Raw genomic sequence first — 19,469 nt, forward strand, 5'->3', positions numbered from 1 at the left:
CGATTTCCGATAACGTTGCTCAGGAGGGGCGCCGCGAGCGAGCGTCACCGGCAATATCGGCGACAACCGCCCCGATCACCAGCGCCCCGCCAATGAGCGCATGCACGGCGGGCAGCTCGCGAAAAGCGACCCAGATCCAGAACGGCATCAGCGGCGTTTCCAGCGTCGCGATCAATGAGGCCTGTCCCGAAGGCAGCAAGCGTGAGCCGAGCATGTAGAAGGTCAGGCCGAGCGCGACCTGGAGGCAGCCGAACATCGCGAGGATCGCAAGGCCATTGCCGCCGACATGGGCGATGTCGTGGGCAAAGGGAAGGCTGACGAGGCTTCCCATGAAGTTCGACAGCGCGGCCGCCGCCACCATCGAGGTCTCGCGGTGACGCCGGACCACGACGGTCATGGCGGCGATGGCAAGCACCATCAGGCAGCTCAGCGCGACGCCGCCAAGATCGGCGCCGGCCTGAACGCCGCCGACTGTGATCACCACGCCGGCAAAGGCGATCAGGCTCGCGGTCAGCGTACGCCACGTCGCGGCTTCGCCGAGCCACAGCCACGCCAGCGCAGCCGCAACGAAGGGCTGGGTTGCGATCAGCACCGCCACGTTGACGACCTTGGTCATCTGAAGCGCGGGAATGAACGCGACCATGCCGAGCGCGGACAAGGACGCGACGAGCAGGCCGCCCCTCCCCGGCACGACCAATTGCCACAGCGCAGCGCGGCCCTGCATCACGACGAGAATCACGCTGATCAGGCTGCCCGCGAACAGGCCGCGCCAGAACAGGATGGTCCAGGGATCGAACGGCAACAGGCGCGTGAAGAACGGCGCCGTGCTCCAGGCAATTGCGGCAGCGATGACGAGAGCAATGCCGAGACCACGTTCCGAACGAGGCTGCCCCATGTTGATGCGTCCAGCTAGGTCGGCTTCTTCGGCCGCGACACCAGCTCGATCATCTTGCCTTCATCGTCGTCGGGCATCGCGGCCTTGGCCTGCGCATAGGACTCGACCGCAGCACGCGAGACCAGCGGCTTGTCGGCCAGCAGGCTTTCGGCGAGTTTCACAGCGTAGGCGGCATCCTTGTGCCGCAGCGCTGCCGTAAAGGTCGCGCCACTGAAATCGCGCGCGACCATGCGCTTGGAGTGACGCTGCACTTGCGGGCTGGCCGCGACGCCGGCCTGGATCGATTCCAGCACCAGGTCCATGTCGAGCCCGGCCTGCTCGGCGATGGCGAGGCCTTCGGCGAGGCCCGCGATCTGGATCGCCCCCATCAGGTTGTTGATGAGCTTGTAGACAGTGCCGGAGCCGACCGCGCCGAAATGGCGGATGGTCGAGCCGATCGGTTCGAGAAACGGCCGTGCACGTTCGAGATCAGCTGCGTCAGCGCCGACGAGCAGCGTCAGCTTTCCGGCCGCTGCCGCATCAGGCAATCCCGTCACGGGGCAGTCGATATAGATCAGCCCGCGCGCATTGAGCTCACGGCCCATCTCGCGGGCGTGGTCATAGGAGACAGTGGAGCATTCGATCGCGATGGTGCCTGATTTCGCCGTCTTGGCCGCACCGTTGGGCCCGAGCCAGACCGCGCGCGAGGCTTCGTCATCGGCGACCATGGTCACGACCGCATCGGCATCGATCGCGGCATCCTCAGGCGACGTCGCCCAATGCGCACCGCGCGCGATCAGGTCGTCCGCTTTTGCCTTGCTGCGATTCCACAGCGTCACCGTGAAGCCGGCATCGAGATAGCGGCCGGCCATGCCGTGGCCCATCCGCCCCAACCCGATGAAGGCGACACGGGACATCAGTCGACGTCCTCGATGTCAGCGCCGGTGGTGCCGAAGGCGCGCTGCGCCAGGGTTGCGGCCATGAAGTCGTCGAGCTCGCCGTTCAGCACGCCCGATGTGTCGGACGTCTGCACGCCCGTGCGCAAATCCTTCACCATCTGGTAGGGCTGCAGCACGTAGGAGCGGATCTGGTGTCCCCAACCGATATCGGTCTTGGCGGCCTGGTCGGCGGCGGCCTTCTCCTCGCGCTTCTTCAGTTCGATCTCGTAAAGCCGCGCGCGCAGCATGTCCCAGGCCTGCGCCCGGTTCTTGTGCTGGGACCGGCCGGCCTGGCAGACCACGGCAACGCCGGTCGGAATATGCGTCAGGCGCACCGCGGATTCGGTCTTGTTGACGTGCTGGCCGCCGGCGCCGCCCGAGCGCATGGTGTCGACGCGGACGTCGGCTTCCTTGATGTCGATCTTGATGCTGTCGTCGATGACGGGGAATACCTGCACGCTCGAAAACGAGGTGTGCCGCCGCGCGTTGGAATCGAACGGCGAGATGCGCACCAGCCGGTGCACGCCCGCCTCCGTCTTCAGCCAGCCATAGGCATTGTGGCCGGAGACCTGGATGGTCGCGGACTTGATGCCGGCTTCTTCGCCCTCGGATTCCTCGAGGAATTCGACCTTGAAGCCGTGCGTCTCGGCCCAGCGCGTATACATGCGCAGCAGCATCTGCGCCCAGTCCTGGCTCTCGGTGCCGCCAGCGCCGGCATGGACTTCGAGATAGGAATCGAAACGATCGGCCTCGCCCGACAGCAGCGCCTCGAGCTCGCGCCGCGCGACTTCCTTCTTGAGGTTCTTCAGCGCGGCTTCGGCTTCGGCCACAACACCCGCGTCGCCCTCGGCCTCGCCGAGCTCGATCATGCCGATGTCGTCTTCGAGCTCCTGCTCGACCTTGCCGATGCCCGAGAGCGAATCCTCAAGCGAGGTGCGCTCCTGCATCAGCTTCTGGGCTTTCTGGGGATCGTTCCAGAGGTTGGGATCTTCTGCGAGCTTGTTCAGCTCAGCGAGGCGCGCCGTCGATGTCTCGACGTCAAAGATGCCTCCTCAGCAGCCCGACTGACTGCTTGATCTCTTCTACCAACCGTTCGATTTCGGCGCGCATGTGGTGCTCTGGTCTCGCGGAATTGGTTCCGCTTGCAAGTGAGTTGGGGATGTAGCGGCGGCGGCTGCAAAGCGCAACCGCCGGAACCGCGATCGTCCGTCTTGTCCTAAGCCTTAGTACAGACCACCGGTGCCCGGCCGCATGAAGAAGCCGGAATCCGGCTGCTGTTGCTGCGACGCCGGCACGCCGCGCCCGTCGGCATCGGCAACGCCGATCACCGAATAATTGTCCGGCGGCGCCGTGCCCGGCTTGAAGGCCTCTAAAATGGTTCCGCCGGTCTCGCCGGGGCCGGCGCGCATGCCGGTCTTGGAGACGACGCGCACCAGCTTGATGCCGGCCGGCACCTTGAACGGAACCGCGGGCTTGTCGGCGAGCGCGAGCTTGAGGAAGTCGCGCGCGATAGGCGCGGCCAGATGGCCGCCGGTCGCGGCGTTGCCCCTACCGAGCGCGCGCGGCTTGTCGTAGCCCATATAGATGGCGACGGCGACATCGGGCGAGAAGCCGACGAACCAGGCGTCCTTGGCCTCGTTGGTGGTGCCGGTCTTGCCGGCGATCGGCTTGCCGACCTCCTTGACCACGGTGGCGGTACCGGCCTGGACCACGCCTTCCATCAGCTCGGTGATCTGATAGGCGGTCATCGAATCCAGCACCTGCTCGCGGCGGTCGATCAGCTGCGGCTCGACCTGGTTCTTCCAGCCGCCCGGCGCGTCGCAGCCGCGGCATTCGCGCTGGTCGTGCTTGAAGATGGTGCGGCCGTAACGGTCCTGGATACGGTCGATCAAGGTCGGCTTCACCCGGCGACCGCCATTGGCGAGCATCGAATAGGCAGTGACCATGCGCATCGCCGTGGTCTCGCCGGCGCCGAGCGCGTAGGAGAGATAGTTCGGCAATTCGTCGTAGACGCCGAAGCGGCGCGCATATTCGCCGATCAGGGGCATGCCGATGTCCTGCGCGAGGCGCACCGTCACGGTGTTCAGCGACTGCCGCAACGCGTTGCGCAGCGTGACGGGTCCCTGGAATTTGCCGGAGGAGAAGTTTTCGGGCCGCCACACGCCGGCGCCCTGGCCCTGGTCGATTTCGATGGGGGCGTCGAGCACCACTGTCGAGGGCGTATAGCCGTTGTCGAGCGCGGCCGAATAGACGATCGGCTTGAACGACGAACCCGGCTGGCGGTAGGCCTGCGTGGCGCGGTTGAACTGGCTCTGGTCGAACGAGAAGCCGCCGACCATCGCGAGCACGCGGCCCGTCCACGGATCCATCGCCACCATCGCGCCGGACACTTCGGGGATCTGGCGCAGGCGGTACTGGCCTTCGACCGGCTGTCCCTCCTTGGTGTAGAGCGGATCGGCATAGATCACGTCGCCCGGCTGCAACACCTGCGCGACAGACGTCGGGGTCTTGCCCTTGGCATTGCCCTGGGCCGCCCTCGCCCAGCGCACGCCGTCGACCGTGACGATGCCGGTCTCGCGCTGCTTGCTGATGGCGCCGCCGAGCTCGCGGTTCGGCTGGAAGCCGATGCGCGCGGACTGGTCGCTGGTCTCCAGCACCACCGCCATGCGCCAGGGCGAGATGTCGGAGAGCGACTTGATCTCGGCGAGCTTCACGCCCCAATCGCCCGAAATATCGAGCTTGCTCATGGCGCCGCGATAACCCTGCTGCTCGTCATAGTTCACGAGACCGGAGACCATGGCCTTGCGCGCCATGACCTGGATCTTCGGATCGAGCGTGGTGCGGACCGACAGACCGCCTTCGTAAAGCTTCTTCTCGCCGTAGCGCTCGAAGATGTCGCGGCGGACTTCCTCGGCGAAATATTCACCGGCGAAGGTGTGAGCGCCGTTGGAACGGCTGGTGACGGCGAGCGGCTCCTTGCGGGCCTTGTCGGCGTCGGCCTGCTTGATCCAGCCGTTCTCCAGCAGACGGTCGACCACGTAATTGCGGCGCTCGATGGCGCGATCGCGGTTTCGGACCGGATGCAGCGTCGCGGGCATCTTCGGCAGCGCGGCGAGATAGGACGCTTCCGCGACGGTCAGCTCGTTCACCGACTTGTCGAAATACACCAGCGAAGCGGCCGCGATGCCATAGGCGCCGAGGCCGAGATAGATCTCGTTCAGATACAGCTCGAGGATCTTGTCCTTCGAGTAGGTCTTCTCGATGCGCATCGCCAGCAAGGCTTCCTTGATCTTGCGGGCGAAGGAGACCTCGTTGGTCAGCAGGAAGTTCTTGGCGACCTGCTGGGTGATCGTGGAGGCGCCCTGCGGACGCCGGTTCGAGCCGTAGTTCTGGATAAAGAGCACGCCGGCGCGCGCCATGCCGGTGTAGTCGATGCCGCCATGCTCGTAGAAATTCTTGTCCTCGGCCGCGAGGAAGGCGTTGATCACGAGCTTCGGCACCGCCTGGATCGGCAGGTACAGCCGCCGCTCCTTGGCGTATTCGCCGAGCAGCGAGCCGTCGACCGCGTGCACGCGGGTCATCACCGGCGGCTCGTAATCCTGAAGCTGAGAGTAATCCGGCAAGTCCTTGGAGAAATGCCAGATCAGGCCTGCGACGGCCCCGACACCGACAAGGAACACCACCGTTCCCGCGGCGAACAGGAAGCCCATGAACCGCACCAGCAAGCGCATTATGTGTCTATCCGTTCAATCCGGGCGCCAACGAATTGGGCGCTCTCCAACGAAACAATTCACGGACCTGCCGGCTGACATGGACGCCGGGGCCTCGACTTGCCTGCCAAAAGGATTTTCGCTCGATTCTTCCTTTTTATAGAGCGTCCGCTGTGGCCAAACTAGGGCTTTGGGCGGATCGAGCTAGTCCCCCCTGAGCTCGGCAACCGATCGGGGCTACCACAGCCCGCCGGTACCCGGGCGCATGATGAAACCGGTCTCGGGCGGCGGCAACTGCTGAGTGCGTCCGTCATCATCGGTCAAACCGATCACCGAGTAGTTGTCCGAAGGCGCAGTGCCCGGTTTGAAGGCTTCCAGGATGGTTCGGCCGGAATCGCCCGGTCCGGCCCGCATGCCGGTCTTGGCATCGACCCGGACCAGTTTGATGCCAGCGGGTATCCGAAATGGCGTCGCCGGCTTGTCCGCGAGCGCCAGCTTCATGAAATCCCTGGCAATCGGAGCCGCCGTGTGCCCTGCCTGGGCGCTGCGGCCCAAACTGCGAGGCTTGTCGTAACCGACATAGAGACCGACCACGAGATCAGGCGAAAAGCCGACGAACCAGAGATCTTTCGCGTCCGTCGTGGTGCCCGTTTTGCCGGCGATCGGCTTGCCCACCTCACGCAAGGCCATGGCGGTACCGCCCTGCACCACGCCTTCCATCATCGAAGTGGTCTGGTAGGCTGTCAGGACGTCCAAAACCTGCTCGCGGCGGTCGATCAGCTGCGGTTCGGTCTGGTTCTTCCAGCCGCCCGGCGCATCGCAGCCACGGCACTCGCGCTGGTCGTGCCTGAAGATGGTGTGACCGTACCGGTCCTGGATACGGTCGATCAGAGTAGGTTTCACCTTGCGGCCGCCATTGGCGATCATCGAATAGGCCGTGGCCATTCGAATCACCGTGGTTTCGCCGGTGCCGAGCGCATAAGAGAGATAGTTCGGCAGCTCGTCATAGACGCCATACCGCTTGGCATATTCTCCGATCAGCGGCATGCCGATATCTTGCGCGAGACGCACCGTCACGGTGTTGAGCGACAGCCGCAGCGCGTTGCGCAGCGTGGTCGGCCCCTGATACTTGCCCACCGAGAAATTGTCCGGCCGCCACACGCCGGCGCCTTGGCCCTGGTCGATCTCGATTGGTCCATCCACCAGCACGCTCGACGGTGTATAGCCGTTGTCGAGCGCGGCCGAATAAACGATCGGCTTGATGGTCGATCCGGGCTGCCGGTAGGCTTGCGTGGCACGGTTGAACTGGCTCTGGTCGAACGAGAAGCCGCCGACCATGGCGAGCACCCGGCCGGTCGAGGGATCCATTGCGACCATAGCGCCGGAGATTTCCGGGATCTGGCGCAAACGGTATTGGCCCTCCACAGGGTTGCCGTCCTTGTAGAGAGGGTCGGCGTAGATCACGTCGCCGGGCTGGAGCACTTGCGACACCGCGGTCGGCGCTTTGCCCTTCGCAGGTCCCGCGGCAGCCCTCGCCCATTTCACCCCGTCGAGCGTGACGAGGCCGGTCGTGCGCTGCCTACTGACCGCGCCGCCGAGTTCACGTCCGGGCTGGAAGCCGATCCGCGCCGACTGGTCGCTGGTCTCCAGCACCACCGCCATGCGCCAAGGTGAAATATCGGAAAGCGACTTGATATCGGCGAGCTTGACGCCCCAGTCGCCGGATACGTCGAGCTTGCTGATGGCGCCACGATAGCCCTGCTGCTCGTCATAGTTCACGAGACCGGCGACCATGGCCTTGCGCGCCATCACCTGGATCTTGGGATCGAGCGTGGTGCGGACCGACAGGCCGCCCTCGTAGAGCTTCTTCTCGCCATAGCGCTCCAGGATATCGCGGCGGACTTCCTCGGCGAAATATTCTCCGGCGAAGGTGTGGGCACTATTGGCGCGGTTGGCGACGACGAGCGGCTCCTTGCGCGCCGAATCCGCTTCCGCCTGCTTGATCCAGCCGTTTTCCAGAAGACGGTCGATCACATAGTTGCGCCGCTCGATGGCGCGATCACGGTTCTTGACCGGATGCAGCAGCGCGGGCGCCTTCGGCAGCGCGGCGAGATAGGAGGCTTCCGCGACGGTGAGTTCATTCACTGACTTGTCGAAGTAAACCAGCGAAGCCGCCGCGATGCCGTAGGCGCCGAGGCCGAGATAGATTTCGTTCAAATAGAGCTCAAGGATCTTGTCCTTGGAATAAGCGCGCTCGATCCGCATGGCCAGCAAGGCCTCCTTGATCTTGCGGGCGAACGAAACCTCGTTGGTCAGAAGGAAATTCTTCGCGACCTGCTGTGTGATCGTGGAGGCACCCTGGGGACGGCGATTGGACCCGAAGTTCTGGATGAGCAGGAGACCGGCGCGGGCCATGCCGCTATAGTCGATGCCGCCGTGCTCGTAGAAGTTCTTGTCCTCCGCGGCGAGGAAGGCATTGATCACGAGCTTGGGCATCGCCTGGATCGGCAGATAAAGCCGCCGCTCCTTGGCGTATTCGCCAAGCAGCGAGCCATCGACCGCATGCACGCGGGTCACCACCGGCGGCTCGTAATCCTGAAGCTGAGAATAGTCCGGCAAGTCCCTGGAGAAATGCCAGATCAGGCCCGCCACGACGCCGACGCCCACCAGGAACACGACAGTTCCTGCGGTGAACAGGAAACCCAAGAACCGCACCAGCAAGCGCATTGTCTATTTTATCTATTCCAGAACGAAGCGCCGGGCGCCAACCTCACGTCGCGAATTCATCGGCCTACGCAATGACATCAGTGCCGGACTTGAAGACGCTTGCCGAGCGGGATTCTCGTCGATTTTGGAACCCCCTGCGGCATTTTTATAAAGCGCCCGCTGTGGCCAAACTAGGGCTTTTGCAACGGGACGGAAAATCCCCCTCAATTCGACGATCCCCGGGTCGCCTTTTTGGCGATCCCGACGTCGTCAATTCGACGATCCCCCGGTCGTCAATTTGACGATCCGGCCGTGGCCATCCGCTTGGTCAGGAACCCGTCTATCGCCTGCGCCATCGAGCCCACGGCCTTGGACCGCCAGCCCTCGGAGACCAGATGCTCGAGGTCGCCCTTGTTGGAGACATAGCCGATCTCGACCAGCACCGACGGCACGTCGGGCGCCTTCAGGACCCGGAAGCCGGCCGACTTCAGGGGATGCTTGTGCATCCGCACGGTCGACTTCATTTCGCCCATCAACAGGCGGGCAAAACGGCTTGAAAAGGTACGAGTTTCCCGCTGGGTGAGGTCGATCAGGATGTCGGCGACATCGGTCGGTTCCTCCGCGAGGTTGAAACCGGCGATCGCGTCCGCCCGGTTTTCCGCATCCGCCAGTCGCTGCGCCTCGGCGTCGGAGGCCTTGTCGGACAGCGTGTAGATGGTCGCGCCCTGCGCATCGCCCTCGGCCTTCGGCAGCGCGTCGGCGTGGATCGAGACGAACAAGGCGGCCTTGAGGGCGCGGGCGACTTTGACCCGGTCGTTGAGCGGAATGAAGGTGTCGTCGTCCCGTGTCATCACCACGCGGAATTTGCCGGTCTTGTCCAGCCGGTCGCGCAGCGCCAGGCCAAAGGCCAGCACCAGGGTCTTCTCGCTCTCGCCGCTCGACTGCGTGCCGTTGTCGATGCCGCCATGGCCGGGATCGATCACGACGATCGGGCGCCCATCGACCTTCTGCTGCCCGGCTTCCGGAGCTGCGGCGGCCGGAACCGTTGCCGGCGGCGCGTCGGCGATGGCGGGCCGCAGGTCGGGGCGCTTCTCGGGGGCGAGCGACTGCACGAAGGCGGCACGGTCGACCTCCTCCAGCTCGAGCACGAGCCGGGCCGGCTGGCCATTGGCGGCCTCCAGCACGTAGGAATTGGCGATCTTGGCCGGGCCTGTCAGGTCGAACACGATTCGCGAGCCGCCGGGCATGACCAGCCCGTATCGGAAGGCCTTGACCAGTCCCCGCCCCCCGACCCCGGTGCCCGCAGGCAGTTGAAAATTGACTTGGGGCACATCGACCACCACCCGGTACGGGTCGGCGAGCGTGACGGCGCGGAAGGTGACGGCCTGATCGATGTCGAGGATGAAACGGGTCTGCTTGCCATCGCCGGCCAGCCGGGCGGCGGAGGCGGTTGGAAAATTCGCTACCGCAACAGAGGGTTGCGGCTGGCTTTCCGCCGCGCTCAGGCGCCAGGAATCAGCACATGTCAATGCTGCGGCGCACAGAACCGCGCATCCCAGCAAAACCCTTTGATTTGTGCGGCTCGCCACCGATTTCGCGCCTCCGAGCAGCTCTTTTAACGCAATAGAACCACAGGGTTAATCGCCGCTTAATGACAAATTTACGAAACTCGCCGACTGTGACCGCCGTGCGACGCTCCCTTGCACGGTTGGTCCATTCCACGTATGTACGGAGTGCTGACGGCCGATATTTCCGGTTGTGTCGCGTTCAGCCTCCCGGTGCAGCGCCGGAACTCTCAAGGTTTGGGAATTCCAGCGTTTTTCCGTTCCCCTCAAAGACCAGCGCGGTGCGCGGCAGCGAGGTGGAGCGGGTCAAGCCCCGGTGGCGGACGGTCCCTGGTTACCACCGCGTTTCCGGGACGGTTTTGACAGCGACGTGACTCGTTACCCGGTCCCTTAATCCCAAGGGAGCGGTTCGTAATCCCCAAGGCGAGCGCGCTCGCGCCATGCCTGGCCAGCAGCAACTGATTGAGGGGCGGCCCCGCCGCCCAATGTTTCATACGGGCCGACGCTTGATGCGCCAGACTGTGCCGACGAATTCTGAAGGACCGTTCGCGACGCTGCGGAGTGACAATCCCGCGCGCCGCTTCGGTCCTCCAGCTTCCGATTCGGCAAGGCGCGAGAGACGGCGTTTCGGCCTTCCCCTCACCCCCGAATCAGGTCGACCGTCGCGTCACCCGGCAGCGCAGATCGCGCCCACGGTGAATCGCGCCCGCCGCCGCCAAGAGTTAAGACATGCCCAACAAGATGTTGATCGATGCCACCCACCCGGAGGAGACCCGGGTCGTCGTGGTCCGCGGCAATCGCGTCGAAGAGTTTGATTTCGAGACCGCGCAACGCAAACAACTGCGCGGGAATATCTACCTCGCCAAGGTCACCCGGGTGGAGCCTTCGCTCCAGGCCGCCTTTGTCGAATATGGCGGCAACCGCCACGGCTTCCTCGCCTTCAGCGAAATCCATCCCGATTACTACCAGATCCCGGTCGCCGACCGGCAGGCACTGATCGAAGCCGAGGAACAGGCCCATCGCGAGGCCGAGGAAGAGAGCGAGAACCGCTCCCACGGCCGCCGCCGCTCGCGCCACCGCAACTCCCGCCGCCGCAGTCAGGGCGAGCGCGTGCGTAGTGACATCGTCGAAGGCCTCGACGCAGGTAGCGATCCCGCCGCCCAGCCGGTCGAGGGCGAGGCTCCGCACACCGAGGGCGCGCCGCACGAGGGCGAGCATCTGCACGTCGATGCGGAGCATCACGGCGAGCACGATGGCCACGAGCATCAAGACCACGAACATGGCGATCATGATCACCACGATCATGACCACGAAGGCCATGATCATCACGATCATGCGCACGACGACCATCATCACGATCATGACCATGGTCATGACGGCCAGCATGATCATCACGGCCATGATCATGCCGACGAGACGCCCGCGGCCGTCGGCGCCGAGCCCGTGGTCGCGACCGAGACCGCTGCCGAACCGCAGGAGGCTGTCGCCTCCGAAGCCCATGCCGAGGCTCTCGCCGAAGCCGTGACCGCCTCCACCGAACCGGCCGACGCCGTCTACGCTGCCGGCGAAAGCACTGATGCGCGTCATCAGGAGGCCGATGAGGAAGACGACGAGGACGAGGACGGCGAGGAAGCCGAAGAGGAACACGTCGAATCCGTCGGCGGCGACGACGTGATGGAGGAAGTGCCGGAGCGCACCTTCCGCCCGCGCCGCCAGTACAAGATCCAGGAAGTCATCAAGCGCCGCCAGGTCATGCTGGTGCAGGTCGTCAAGGAAGAGCGCGGCAACAAGGGCGCGGCGCTGACCACCTATCTCTCGCTCGCCGGCCGCTATGCCGTGTTGATGCCGAACACCGCGCGCGGCGGCGGCATCAGTCGCAAGATCACCAGCGCCCAGGATCGTTCCCGCCTGAAGGAAGTCGTGCAGGATCTCGACGTGCCCGAGGGCATGGGCATCATCCTGCGCACCGCCGGCGCCGCCCGTACCAAGCCCGAGATCAAGCGCGACTTCGAATATTTGATCCGGATGTGGGAGACGGTGCGCGACCTGACGCTGAAGTCGCAGGCCCCGACCCTGGTCTATGAGGAAGGCTCGCTGATCAAGCGCTCGCTGCGCGACCTCTACAACAAGGAGATCGACGAGATCTCGGTTGCCGGTGAGTCCGGCTACCGCGAAGCGCGCGACTTCATGAAGATGCTGATGCCCGCCAATGTCAGCGCGGTGAAGCAGTATCGGGACGGCCAGCCGCTGTTCTCGCGCATGGGCGTCGAGAGCCAGCTGGATGCGATGTTCTCGCCGACCGTGCAGTTGCGTTCCGGCGGCTACATCGTGATCAACCAGACCGAGGCGCTGGTCTCGATCGATGTCAACTCCGGACGATCGACCCGCGAGCACCATATCGAGGACACCGCGCTCAAGACCAATCTGGAGGCGGCCGAAGAGGTCGCCCGCCAGCTCCGTCTGCGCGACCTCGCCGGCCTGATCGTCATCGACTTCATCGACATGGACGAGAAGCGCAACAACCGCGCGGTCGAGCGCAAGCTGTCCGATTGCCTGCGGCAGGATCGCGCCCGCATCCAGGTCGGCCGCATCTCGCATTTCGGCCTGCTCGAGATGTCGCGCCAGCGCATCCGCGCCAGCGTGCTGGAATCCTCGACCGATCCCTGCCCGCATTGCGGCGGCACCGGCCATGTCCGCTCGGTCTCCTCGGTTGCGCTCCAGCTGCTGCGCGGCCTTGAAGAGATCCTGATGAAGGGCGCGACCCACAATCTCGTGGTCCGCACCCGCACCGACGTCGCGCTCTATGTGCTGAACCACAAGCGCGGCCATCTGCGCGACCTCGAGAACGGCTTCAAGGTCACGCTGGCCGTCATCGCCGACCCGAGCGTCAGCGGACCGCAGGCCTATCTCATCGACCGCGGCGAGCAGGTGCATACGCTCGAAGCCGCCAAGGCGCTGCTGGCGGCGCAGGCCGCCGCAAGCCCGCCGCCCGTAGCCGAAGAAGTCTATGAGGACGAAGAATTCGATCCGGAGCTGGAATCCGAGGTCGAGACCGAAGAAACCGAAGGCCTCGCCGAGGAGCAGGCTGGCGGCGAAGCGGCTTCCGACCAGGACGGCCAGCGCCGCAAGCGCCGCCGGCGTCGGCGCGGCCGCGGTGGCCCGCGCGACGGCGAGGTGCGCGAGGATGGCGCTCCGACGTCTCCTGAAGTGGCCGTGGCGGCCAGCGAAGGTGAAGAGGATTCCGAGTCCGAGCAGGACGGCGAGGAAGGTGAGGACCAGGCAGCCCGCAGCGAGCAGCAGGGCAACGGCGATCGCCGCCGCCGGCGTGGTCGTCGCGGTGGACGCCGCCGTCGCGGTGGTAACGAGGAAGGTCTCGCTGGCTCCATCGGCGACGAGCTCGCAGCCAATGCGCCGTCGGAAGCGACCGACGCCGTGGCCGATTTCGACAGCTTTGGCGGCGAGGCTGCGCCCTCGATCGCGCAGGCCGAACACACCGCCGCCGAGCCTGAGGTCAGCCAGCCCGAGCCGCACGCCGAGGTGCAGATTGAGGCGCCGGCCCAGCCTGAGCCCGCTCCCGCTCCTGCCGCCGCGGACGAAGAGCCGGCCGACGACAAGGCTGCGCGTCGCCGTTCCACTGTCCGGGAAAAGGTGAGCTTCCTGTCGAGCAGCGCGAGCGAGCCGGCAACACCGGTTGCGCAGGCGGCTGAGCCGGCCGTCCCGCCCGCAACGGCGCCTGAGCCCGCGCCGGAAGCGGCAACCGAAACTCCGGCCTCGCCGCGTCGCGCCGGCTGGTGGTCTCGCCGGTTCGGCGGCGGCGAATAAGCCGAACATCCAATGCAAAACGCCCGGCACAGCCGGGCGTTTTTTGTTTCGACACGCACTTCGCTCGCACTAGGCCGGCGGCAGGTCGTTACCCAGCGGCACCGCGTCGCGCGCCGCGATCTGGCGAAGCTGGTCGTAGAGATCGGGCGCTTCGCTGGTGCAGAGACAGACGCCCGTTGCGGACGGAGCCTCGCCGGCGTTGAGGTAGGCGTGGCCCATGGTGCTGTCGAGATAGATGCCGTCGCCCACACCAAGGATTTCCGGCGCGTAGAACTCGGTGTGCACGGCCACGCGTCCGCTCGTCACCAGAAAATATTCCTCGCCGGCATGGCGCAGCAGCGGGCCGAACTCCTCGATCGAGCGCGCCCGGACCTCGGCCACGATCGGCACCATGCGCTTGCCGATCAGGTCGGTGCATTGATACGTGTAGGTGTAGAACCCGGTCGTGATCACCTGGCCCTGCCCGGCCCGGCTGATGCTCCGGCGCGCCGTGACCGGCCGGCCCTGCGCAGGACGCGGGGGCGCCGGATTGAACAGCTCGGCGATCTCCATCTTCAGGCCCGAGGTGAGCTGGAGCAGCTTGTCGTAGGTCAGCGACATCAGGCCGTTCTCGACCTTGGACAGGGTCGACAGCGCCATGCCGGTCCGCTCCGCCACCTGCTTGAGCGTCAGGCCTCGCGCCTGGCGGGCGGCCTTGAGGCAGTGGCCGAGCTGGGAATTGGCGCCGTCCAGCGTCGTCGTGATCTCGCTCATGCAGCAAGGCTACCACGGCGGCCCGAAAAATGTTGGTCGATCCATCTAATCTTTTCGTCAAGGTCGGGCCGAACCCGCCCTGGCTGACGACGAATTGGGCAGTTTTGTCGGCATTTGTACATGAATTACGCCGCTCAGACGAATATTGATGCGCCTCGCTTACTTTCCGATATGCTAAATCGTTTTCATAATCTGAAAGGGATTGGCATTGTCCGACCTGTGCGATTCCAGCGCCGTTGAGCTGCGCCGCCTGCTGGCCGCGCGGTCTATCTCGCCTGTCGAGCTGCTCGACGCCTGCCTGTCGCGCATCGCCACCGTCAATCCCGCCGTCAACGCCGTCGTGACGCTGGACGAGCCTGGCGCGCGCGCCGCCGCGAAAGCGGCCGAGGCGGCCATCCTGCGCGGAGACGATCGGGGCGCGCTGCAGGGGCTCCCCGTCCTGATCAAGGACACCCAGGACACCGCCGGGATGCGCTCTACCTATGGCAGCCCGCTGCTGGGCGACAACGTGCCCGCCGCCGACCAGGGCTCGGTCGCACGCTTACGCGCCGCCGGCGCCATCATCTTCGGCAAGACCAACACGCCGGAATGGGCGGCCGGCGGCAACACCCGCAACCCCGTGTTCGGCGCGACCGGCAATCCCTTCGATCCCTCGCGCTCGGCGGCCGGCTCCTCCGGCGGCTCTGCGGTCGCACTCGCCTGCGGCATGGCCCCGCTCGCCTCGGGCTCGGATACCGGCGGCTCCTTGCGCAATCCGGCCGGCTTCTCCGGCATCGTCGGCATGCGTCCGTCCTACGGTCTCGTGCCCAGTGAAAAGCGCATCTTCGGCTGGTCGAACCTGTCGACCGACGGACCGATGGCCCGCAACGTCGCCGACGCCGCACTGATGCTGTCGGTGATGGCGAGCGACGATGCCCGCGATCCGCTCGCCTACACCCTGCCCGGCGAGCCGCTACGTGCACGCGCCGAGCGCTGGGCTAACCCGCGCCCCGCAGAGCTCGCCAAGCTGCGTCTCGCTTTCACCGAAGATTTCGGCTTCGCACCGACCGAGCAGGCGATCCGCCGCGTGTTCCGCCATCGCGTGAGCAAGCTTGCACCGCTGTTCGCCGAAAGTCGCGAGGCGACGCCCGACTGCACCGGCGCCGACGATACTTTTGCCGTGCTGCGTGCGGGCATGTTCCTGGCGACGCATGGCAAGAACTACAAGGAGCGTCCCGGGATGCTCGGTCCCAACGTGCGCGCCAATGTCGAGGAAGGCCTTGGCTACACGCTCGAAGACCAGGCGCGCGCTTCCACGACGCAGACTCGGATCTATCGCGCCTACCAGACCTTTTTCGCAAATTGCGACGTGCTGGTCAGCCCCACCATCACGCTCAGTCCGCGACCATGGTCGGAGCCCCATCCCGCCGAGATCGACGGCGTGCCGACGAAATCCTATTTCCACTGGCTCGCGCTCGCTTACGCCGTGACGCTCGCAGGCCACCCGGCGATCAGCATTCCGTTTGGGCTCGATGAAGCCGGCCTGCCGTTCGGCCTCCAGATCGTGGGCCCGCGCGGCGGCGATGCCATCGTGCTCTCGGTCGCCGCGAGCATTGAAGCTGCGTTCGCGAACGATGCGCAATTGTGCCGGCCGGTGCCTGACCTCGCACGGCTCGCCGCAGCGCCCCCGCTGTCGGCCGCGCCCGGCTTCCTCACCTGGGAATAGACCGGGATCGCCGGCGCGACGGAGATGAGCATGACGGAATTGCCGAGGAAGACCAGCGTCACCGCATTCGTCCTGCTCTACATCGCCTACTGCATCTCCTATATCGACCGCGCCGCGATCTCGCTGGCACTGGCGCAGATCGGCAAGGATTTCAACCTCCAGGCCGCCGATCTCGGCATCGTCATCAGCGCGTTCTTCCTCGGCTACGCCGCGATGCAGGTGCCCGGCGGATGGCTTTCCGACCGCTTCGGGTCGAAATATGTCCTGATCGTCACCATCGTGATGTGGTCGCTGTTCACGGCGTTCACGAGTCTTGCCTGGTCGCTCACCTCGCTGATCGCGATCCGCTTTATCTTCGGCATCGCCGAGGGCGGCTTTCCGCCGGCGAGCATTCGCGCCGTCGCGGAAGTGTTTCGGAAGGACAGCCGGCCAAAGATGTCGGCGCTGCTGCTGTCGTCCAACTATGCCGGCAGCATGGTCGCGCCGCTGATCATGGCGCCGCTGATCCTCTGGCTCGGCTGGCGTCACGCCTTCAACGCGATCGGCATTGCCGGCATCGTCTTCGCGGTCGTCTATTTCGTCTGCGTCCCGTATCTGGGACGCCCGGGCGAGGCCGGTACAGGTACAGCCGACAAGGCCGAAAGCCGTGCGCCGATGCGCGAGCTGATGAAGAATCCGCTGCTGTGGCAGCTGATGGTGGTGTGGTTCGGGCTCAGCTGCGTCAACAAGGGCCTGGATTCCTGGATGCCGCTCTATCTGCTCCAGCAGCGCGGGCTCGACCTCAAGACCGTCGGCGTGGTGGCGCCGATCCCGTTCGTGATGGCGACGATCGCGACCGCGAGCGGCGGCTGGGTGATGACGACGTTCTTCGCCGAGCGTGAAAAATACCTGCTGATCGGCAGCTCCGCGTTGACCGGCATCTTCCTCTACGCCATGTACAAGGCGGAGACGATCACGATGCTGATCGTCTTCCAGTCGCTGGTCTATTTCTTCAAATCCTTCGTGCTGGCTTCAGTGGTTGCACTTCCGACCAAACTGCTCCGCGACGACCAGATCGGATCCGGGATCGGCATGGTCAATCTCGGCGGCCAGAGCGCGGGATTCATCGCCCCCGTCGCCATCGGCTTCATCGTGACCGGAACCGGTTCGTTCGATGCCGCCTTCGGCTTCCTCGTGGCGATGACGGCGTTGTCCGTCGTGGTCGCCGCCACCATCAACACAGCCCAGCCGAGGCTCGCCCCGCAACCGGTCTGACAGGAGAGTTCTGCCAATGCAAAGCGCGATTGTTCTCGGCGGCGGCATGATCGGCGTGAGCGCGGCGCTACACCTCCGGCGGCGCGGCTGGTCGGTCACGCTCGTCGACCGCAGGGAGCCGGGCCGCGAGACCAGCTACGGCAATGCCGGAATGATCCAGGCCGAAGCCGTGCGTCCCTATCCGATGCCGCGCGACCTCGCTTCGCTCCTGAAGATCGCGACCGGCCGCACCAACGACGTGCGCTACAGCCTGTCGTCGCTTCATCTCCATATCGAGCCCCTGCTCCGCTACTGGTGGCATTCGGCGCCGAAGCGGCATCGCGAGGCGATCGACGCCTGGGCGCGGCTGATCGCCTACGCGACGGCGGAGCACGACATCCTCATTCGCGAAGCCCATGCCGACAATCTGATCCGCCGCGCGGGCTATCGGCATCTGCATCGCGACGCGGCTTCGTTCGATCTCGCCGTCAAGTCGGCGGAAGACGACCAGCGCGAATTCGGCGTCAGGTTTCGCGCGCTCTCGGGAGCCGAGCTCGCCAAGGCCGAACCGATCCTGCGCGACGACCTGCCCGGTGCGATCCATTGGCTCGACACCTGGACCGTGTCCGATCCCGGTGCACTGGTCACGGCCTATGCCGAGCTATTCGAGCGCCTCGGCGGCACCATCGTGCTCGGCGATGCCCAGACCCTGCGGCAGACCGCGACCGGCTGGTCGGTCGACACGGACCAGGGAGCCATCGACGCTGCGGCCGCCGTCGTGACGCTCGGGCCCTGGTCGCCCAACCTCCTGCACAAATTCGGCTATCGCATTCCGCTGGTGCGCAAGCGCGGTTATCACATGCATTACAGCGGCGGCGCATCACTCGATCTGCCGCTGGTCGACAAGGCCGGTGGCTACGCCATGGGTCCGATGGCGAAGGGCATCCGCATCACCACGGGCGCGGAATTGACGGGCATGGACGCGCTCGCCACGCCCGTGCAGCTCGCCAGTGCCGAAGCTTCGGCGCGAGAGCTGATCGATCTCGGCAAGCGCGTCGAGCCGGATCCGTGGTTCGGCACCCGCCCTTGCACGCCCGACATGCTGCCGGTGCTCGGGCGAGCTCCGCGTCACCCGGGTCTCTGGATGAATTTCGGCCACGGCCACCAGGGCTTTACCCTTGGGCCCGCGACCGGCCGCCTGCTCGCCGAGATGATGAGCGGCGAGACGCCGGCGATCGATCCGGCCCCGTACCGGCCCGAGCGGTTCTAGCAGTCGGCGCGCTCGGCCAGCAGCTTCCTGATGCGGTCGGCATCTTCAGGCGTCGCCGGATTGTAGACGATCATGCTGAGATCGGAGCGGCCCTCGACATTGAAGCTCGAATATTCGAACGACATCGTGCCGTGAACGGGATGCCGCAGCCGCTTGGTGCCGTCGCCATGATGGCGCACGTCATTGTCGCGCCAGAGCGCCGCGAATTCCGGACTGGTCCGGCAGAGCTCGTCGACGAAATCGGCGACATGCGAGACGGCGCCCGCCCGCGCCGCGTCTGCCCTGAATGCGGCCACCACGAAGCGCGCCACACTGTCCCAGTCATATTGCGCGGCGCGCACGCGCGGATCGCAGAAGATGAAGCGCAGGATGTTGCGCTGTCCCGGCGGGATCGCGCCGTAGTCGGTCAGCACGACGCTTGCGGCGCGATTCCAGGCGACGACGTCCCAGGTCGCGGTGCGTACCAGCGCCGGGCTGAATGAGAGCGCATCGAGCACGCGTTGCAGCCGCGGCGAGACGCCTTCGCTCGCCTGGTAGCGCACCTCGGGTGGGCGGCCGAGGCCGATCAGGAACAGGTGCTCGCGCTCGACATCGGTCAGCATCAACGCGCGCGCAATCCGGTCGAGCACGTCGGCCGATGGCGCCCCGCCGCGGCCCTGCTCCAGCCAAGTGTACCAGGTCGAGCTGATGTTGGCACGCTGGGCCACTTCCTCCCGGCGCAGACCCGGCGTGCGCCTGCGGCTGCCGGAGAAGCCGAACGCGGCTGGATCGAGCCGGGTGCGACGGTCCTTCAGATAGGCCCCAAGCAAGTTCTCGGCAGCAGCGCTCTCGCTCATCCTGTTAGCTTTTATACCCTGATAACGTCACTACTTTACCCGGATAACTCTAGCGCA

General features: G+C 65.5%; 13 protein-coding genes. 4 read left to right on the forward strand and 9 right to left on the reverse strand.

Annotated elements, in window-relative coordinates:
- Positions 1 to 19: 19 nt before the first annotated feature.
- The 7 genes from OWC48_RS08020 to OWC48_RS47040 form a co-directional block, all read right to left on the reverse strand.
- Complete coding sequence (locus OWC48_RS08020) at positions 20 to 895, reverse strand: DMT family transporter (RefSeq protein WP_282519473.1); 876 nt, start codon at positions 893 to 895, stop codon at positions 20 to 22.
- 14 nt (positions 896 to 909) lie between these two features.
- Positions 910 to 1,791, reverse strand: coding sequence for an NAD(P)-dependent oxidoreductase (locus OWC48_RS08025; protein ID WP_282519474.1), 882 nt, complete (start codon positions 1,789 to 1,791; stop codon positions 910 to 912).
- A protein-coding gene (gene prfB, locus OWC48_RS08030) for a peptide chain release factor 2 (protein WP_282519475.1) occupies positions 1,791 to 2,922 on the reverse strand; the annotation gives its coding sequence in 2 pieces (ribosomal slippage) (positions 1,791 to 2,852 and positions 2,854 to 2,922; 1,131 coding nt in all). Before prfB ends, OWC48_RS08025 begins: the two co-directional genes overlap by 1 nt.
- A 113-nt stretch (positions 2,923 to 3,035) precedes the next feature.
- Positions 3,036 to 5,543, reverse strand: coding sequence for a penicillin-binding protein 1A (locus tag OWC48_RS08035; protein ID WP_282519476.1), 2,508 nt, complete (start codon positions 5,541 to 5,543; stop codon positions 3,036 to 3,038).
- Positions 5,544 to 5,759: 216 nt separating this feature from the next.
- Positions 5,760 to 8,249 carry a penicillin-binding protein 1A gene (locus OWC48_RS08040; protein WP_282519477.1) on the reverse strand — a complete coding sequence of 830 codons (2,490 nt, stop codon included), beginning with the start codon at positions 8,247 to 8,249 and terminating at the stop codon, positions 5,760 to 5,762.
- 272 nt (positions 8,250 to 8,521) lie between these two features.
- A complete protein-coding gene (locus tag OWC48_RS08045; RefSeq protein WP_282519478.1) occupies positions 8,522 to 9,817 on the reverse strand; it encodes an N-acetylmuramoyl-L-alanine amidase in 1,296 nt (431 codons plus the stop codon).
- Between the two features lie 615 nt (positions 9,818 to 10,432).
- Positions 10,433 to 11,200, reverse strand: coding sequence for a hypothetical protein (locus OWC48_RS47040; protein WP_282519479.1), 768 nt, complete (start codon positions 11,198 to 11,200; stop codon positions 10,433 to 10,435).
- A gap of 36 nt (positions 11,201 to 11,236) precedes the next feature.
- Here OWC48_RS47040 and OWC48_RS08055 point away from each other — a divergent pair, with 36 nt between their 5' ends.
- On the forward strand, positions 11,237 to 13,615 hold the full coding sequence (locus OWC48_RS08055; RefSeq protein ID WP_282519480.1) for a ribonuclease E/G: 2,379 nt from the start codon (positions 11,237 to 11,239) through the stop codon (positions 13,613 to 13,615).
- A 69-nt stretch (positions 13,616 to 13,684) separates the two neighbouring features.
- On the opposite strand, the gene OWC48_RS08060 is transcribed toward OWC48_RS08055, so the two are convergent.
- Positions 13,685 to 14,368: a helix-turn-helix domain-containing protein gene (locus tag OWC48_RS08060; RefSeq protein ID WP_282519481.1), complete on the reverse strand. Its 684-nt coding sequence runs from the start codon at positions 14,366 to 14,368 to the stop codon at positions 13,685 to 13,687.
- Between the two features lie 208 nt (positions 14,369 to 14,576).
- On the opposite strand from OWC48_RS08060, the gene OWC48_RS08065 reads away from it, so the two are divergent.
- The 3 genes from OWC48_RS08065 to OWC48_RS08075 are packed head-to-tail and all read left to right on the forward strand — an operon-like array spanning position 14,577 to position 18,576.
- The gene (locus OWC48_RS08065) at positions 14,577 to 16,073 is read left to right on the forward strand and encodes an amidase (protein ID WP_282519482.1); all 1,497 of its coding nucleotides are present in this window, start codon (positions 14,577 to 14,579) and stop codon (positions 16,071 to 16,073) included.
- A 30-nt stretch (positions 16,074 to 16,103) separates the two neighbouring features.
- Positions 16,104 to 17,327, forward strand: coding sequence for an MFS transporter (locus OWC48_RS08070; protein WP_282519483.1), 1,224 nt, complete (start codon positions 16,104 to 16,106; stop codon positions 17,325 to 17,327).
- Positions 17,328 to 17,343: 16 nt separating this feature from the next.
- Positions 17,344 to 18,576: an FAD-binding oxidoreductase gene (locus OWC48_RS08075; protein ID WP_282519484.1), complete on the forward strand. Its 1,233-nt coding sequence runs from the start codon at positions 17,344 to 17,346 to the stop codon at positions 18,574 to 18,576.
- Here OWC48_RS08075 and OWC48_RS08080 read toward each other — a convergent pair.
- Positions 18,573 to 19,412 (reverse strand): helix-turn-helix transcriptional regulator, encoded by an 840-nt coding sequence (locus OWC48_RS08080; protein ID WP_282519485.1) that lies wholly within the window; start codon positions 19,410 to 19,412, stop codon positions 18,573 to 18,575. The two genes, OWC48_RS08075 and OWC48_RS08080, sit on opposite strands and share 4 nt — an antisense overlap.
- Positions 19,413 to 19,469 lie beyond the last annotated feature (57 nt).

This window comes from Bradyrhizobium sp. Arg816, from assembly GCF_029989365.1.
GTDB lineage: Bacteria > Pseudomonadota > Alphaproteobacteria > Rhizobiales > Xanthobacteraceae > Bradyrhizobium.

What these genes read in the sequence shown, in the direction of transcription:
- OWC48_RS08020 (WP_282519473.1), bottom strand. Translation starts at nt 895, where the DNA reads ATGGGGCAGCCTCGTTCGGAACGTGGTCTCGGCATTGCTCTCGTCATC.
- OWC48_RS08025 (WP_282519474.1), bottom strand. Translation starts at nt 1,791, where the DNA reads ATGTCCCGTGTCGCCTTCATCGGGTTGGGGCGGATGGGCCACGGCATG.
- OWC48_RS08035 (WP_282519476.1), bottom strand. Translation starts at nt 5,543, where the DNA reads ATGCGCTTGCTGGTGCGGTTCATGGGCTTCCTGTTCGCCGCGGGAACG.
- OWC48_RS08040 (WP_282519477.1), bottom strand. Translation starts at nt 8,249, where the DNA reads ATGCGCTTGCTGGTGCGGTTCTTGGGTTTCCTGTTCACCGCAGGAACT.
- OWC48_RS47040 (WP_282519479.1), bottom strand. Translation starts at nt 11,200, where the DNA reads ATGATCATGGCCGTGATGATCATGCTGGCCGTCATGACCATGGTCATG.
- OWC48_RS08060 (WP_282519481.1), bottom strand. Translation starts at nt 14,368, where the DNA reads ATGAGCGAGATCACGACGACGCTGGACGGCGCCAATTCCCAGCTCGGC.
- OWC48_RS08070 (WP_282519483.1), top strand. Translation starts at nt 16,104, where the DNA reads ATGACGGAATTGCCGAGGAAGACCAGCGTCACCGCATTCGTCCTGCTC.
- OWC48_RS08075 (WP_282519484.1), top strand. Translation starts at nt 17,344, where the DNA reads ATGCAAAGCGCGATTGTTCTCGGCGGCGGCATGATCGGCGTGAGCGCG.
- OWC48_RS08080 (WP_282519485.1), bottom strand. Translation starts at nt 19,412, where the DNA reads ATGAGCGAGAGCGCTGCTGCCGAGAACTTGCTTGGGGCCTATCTGAAG.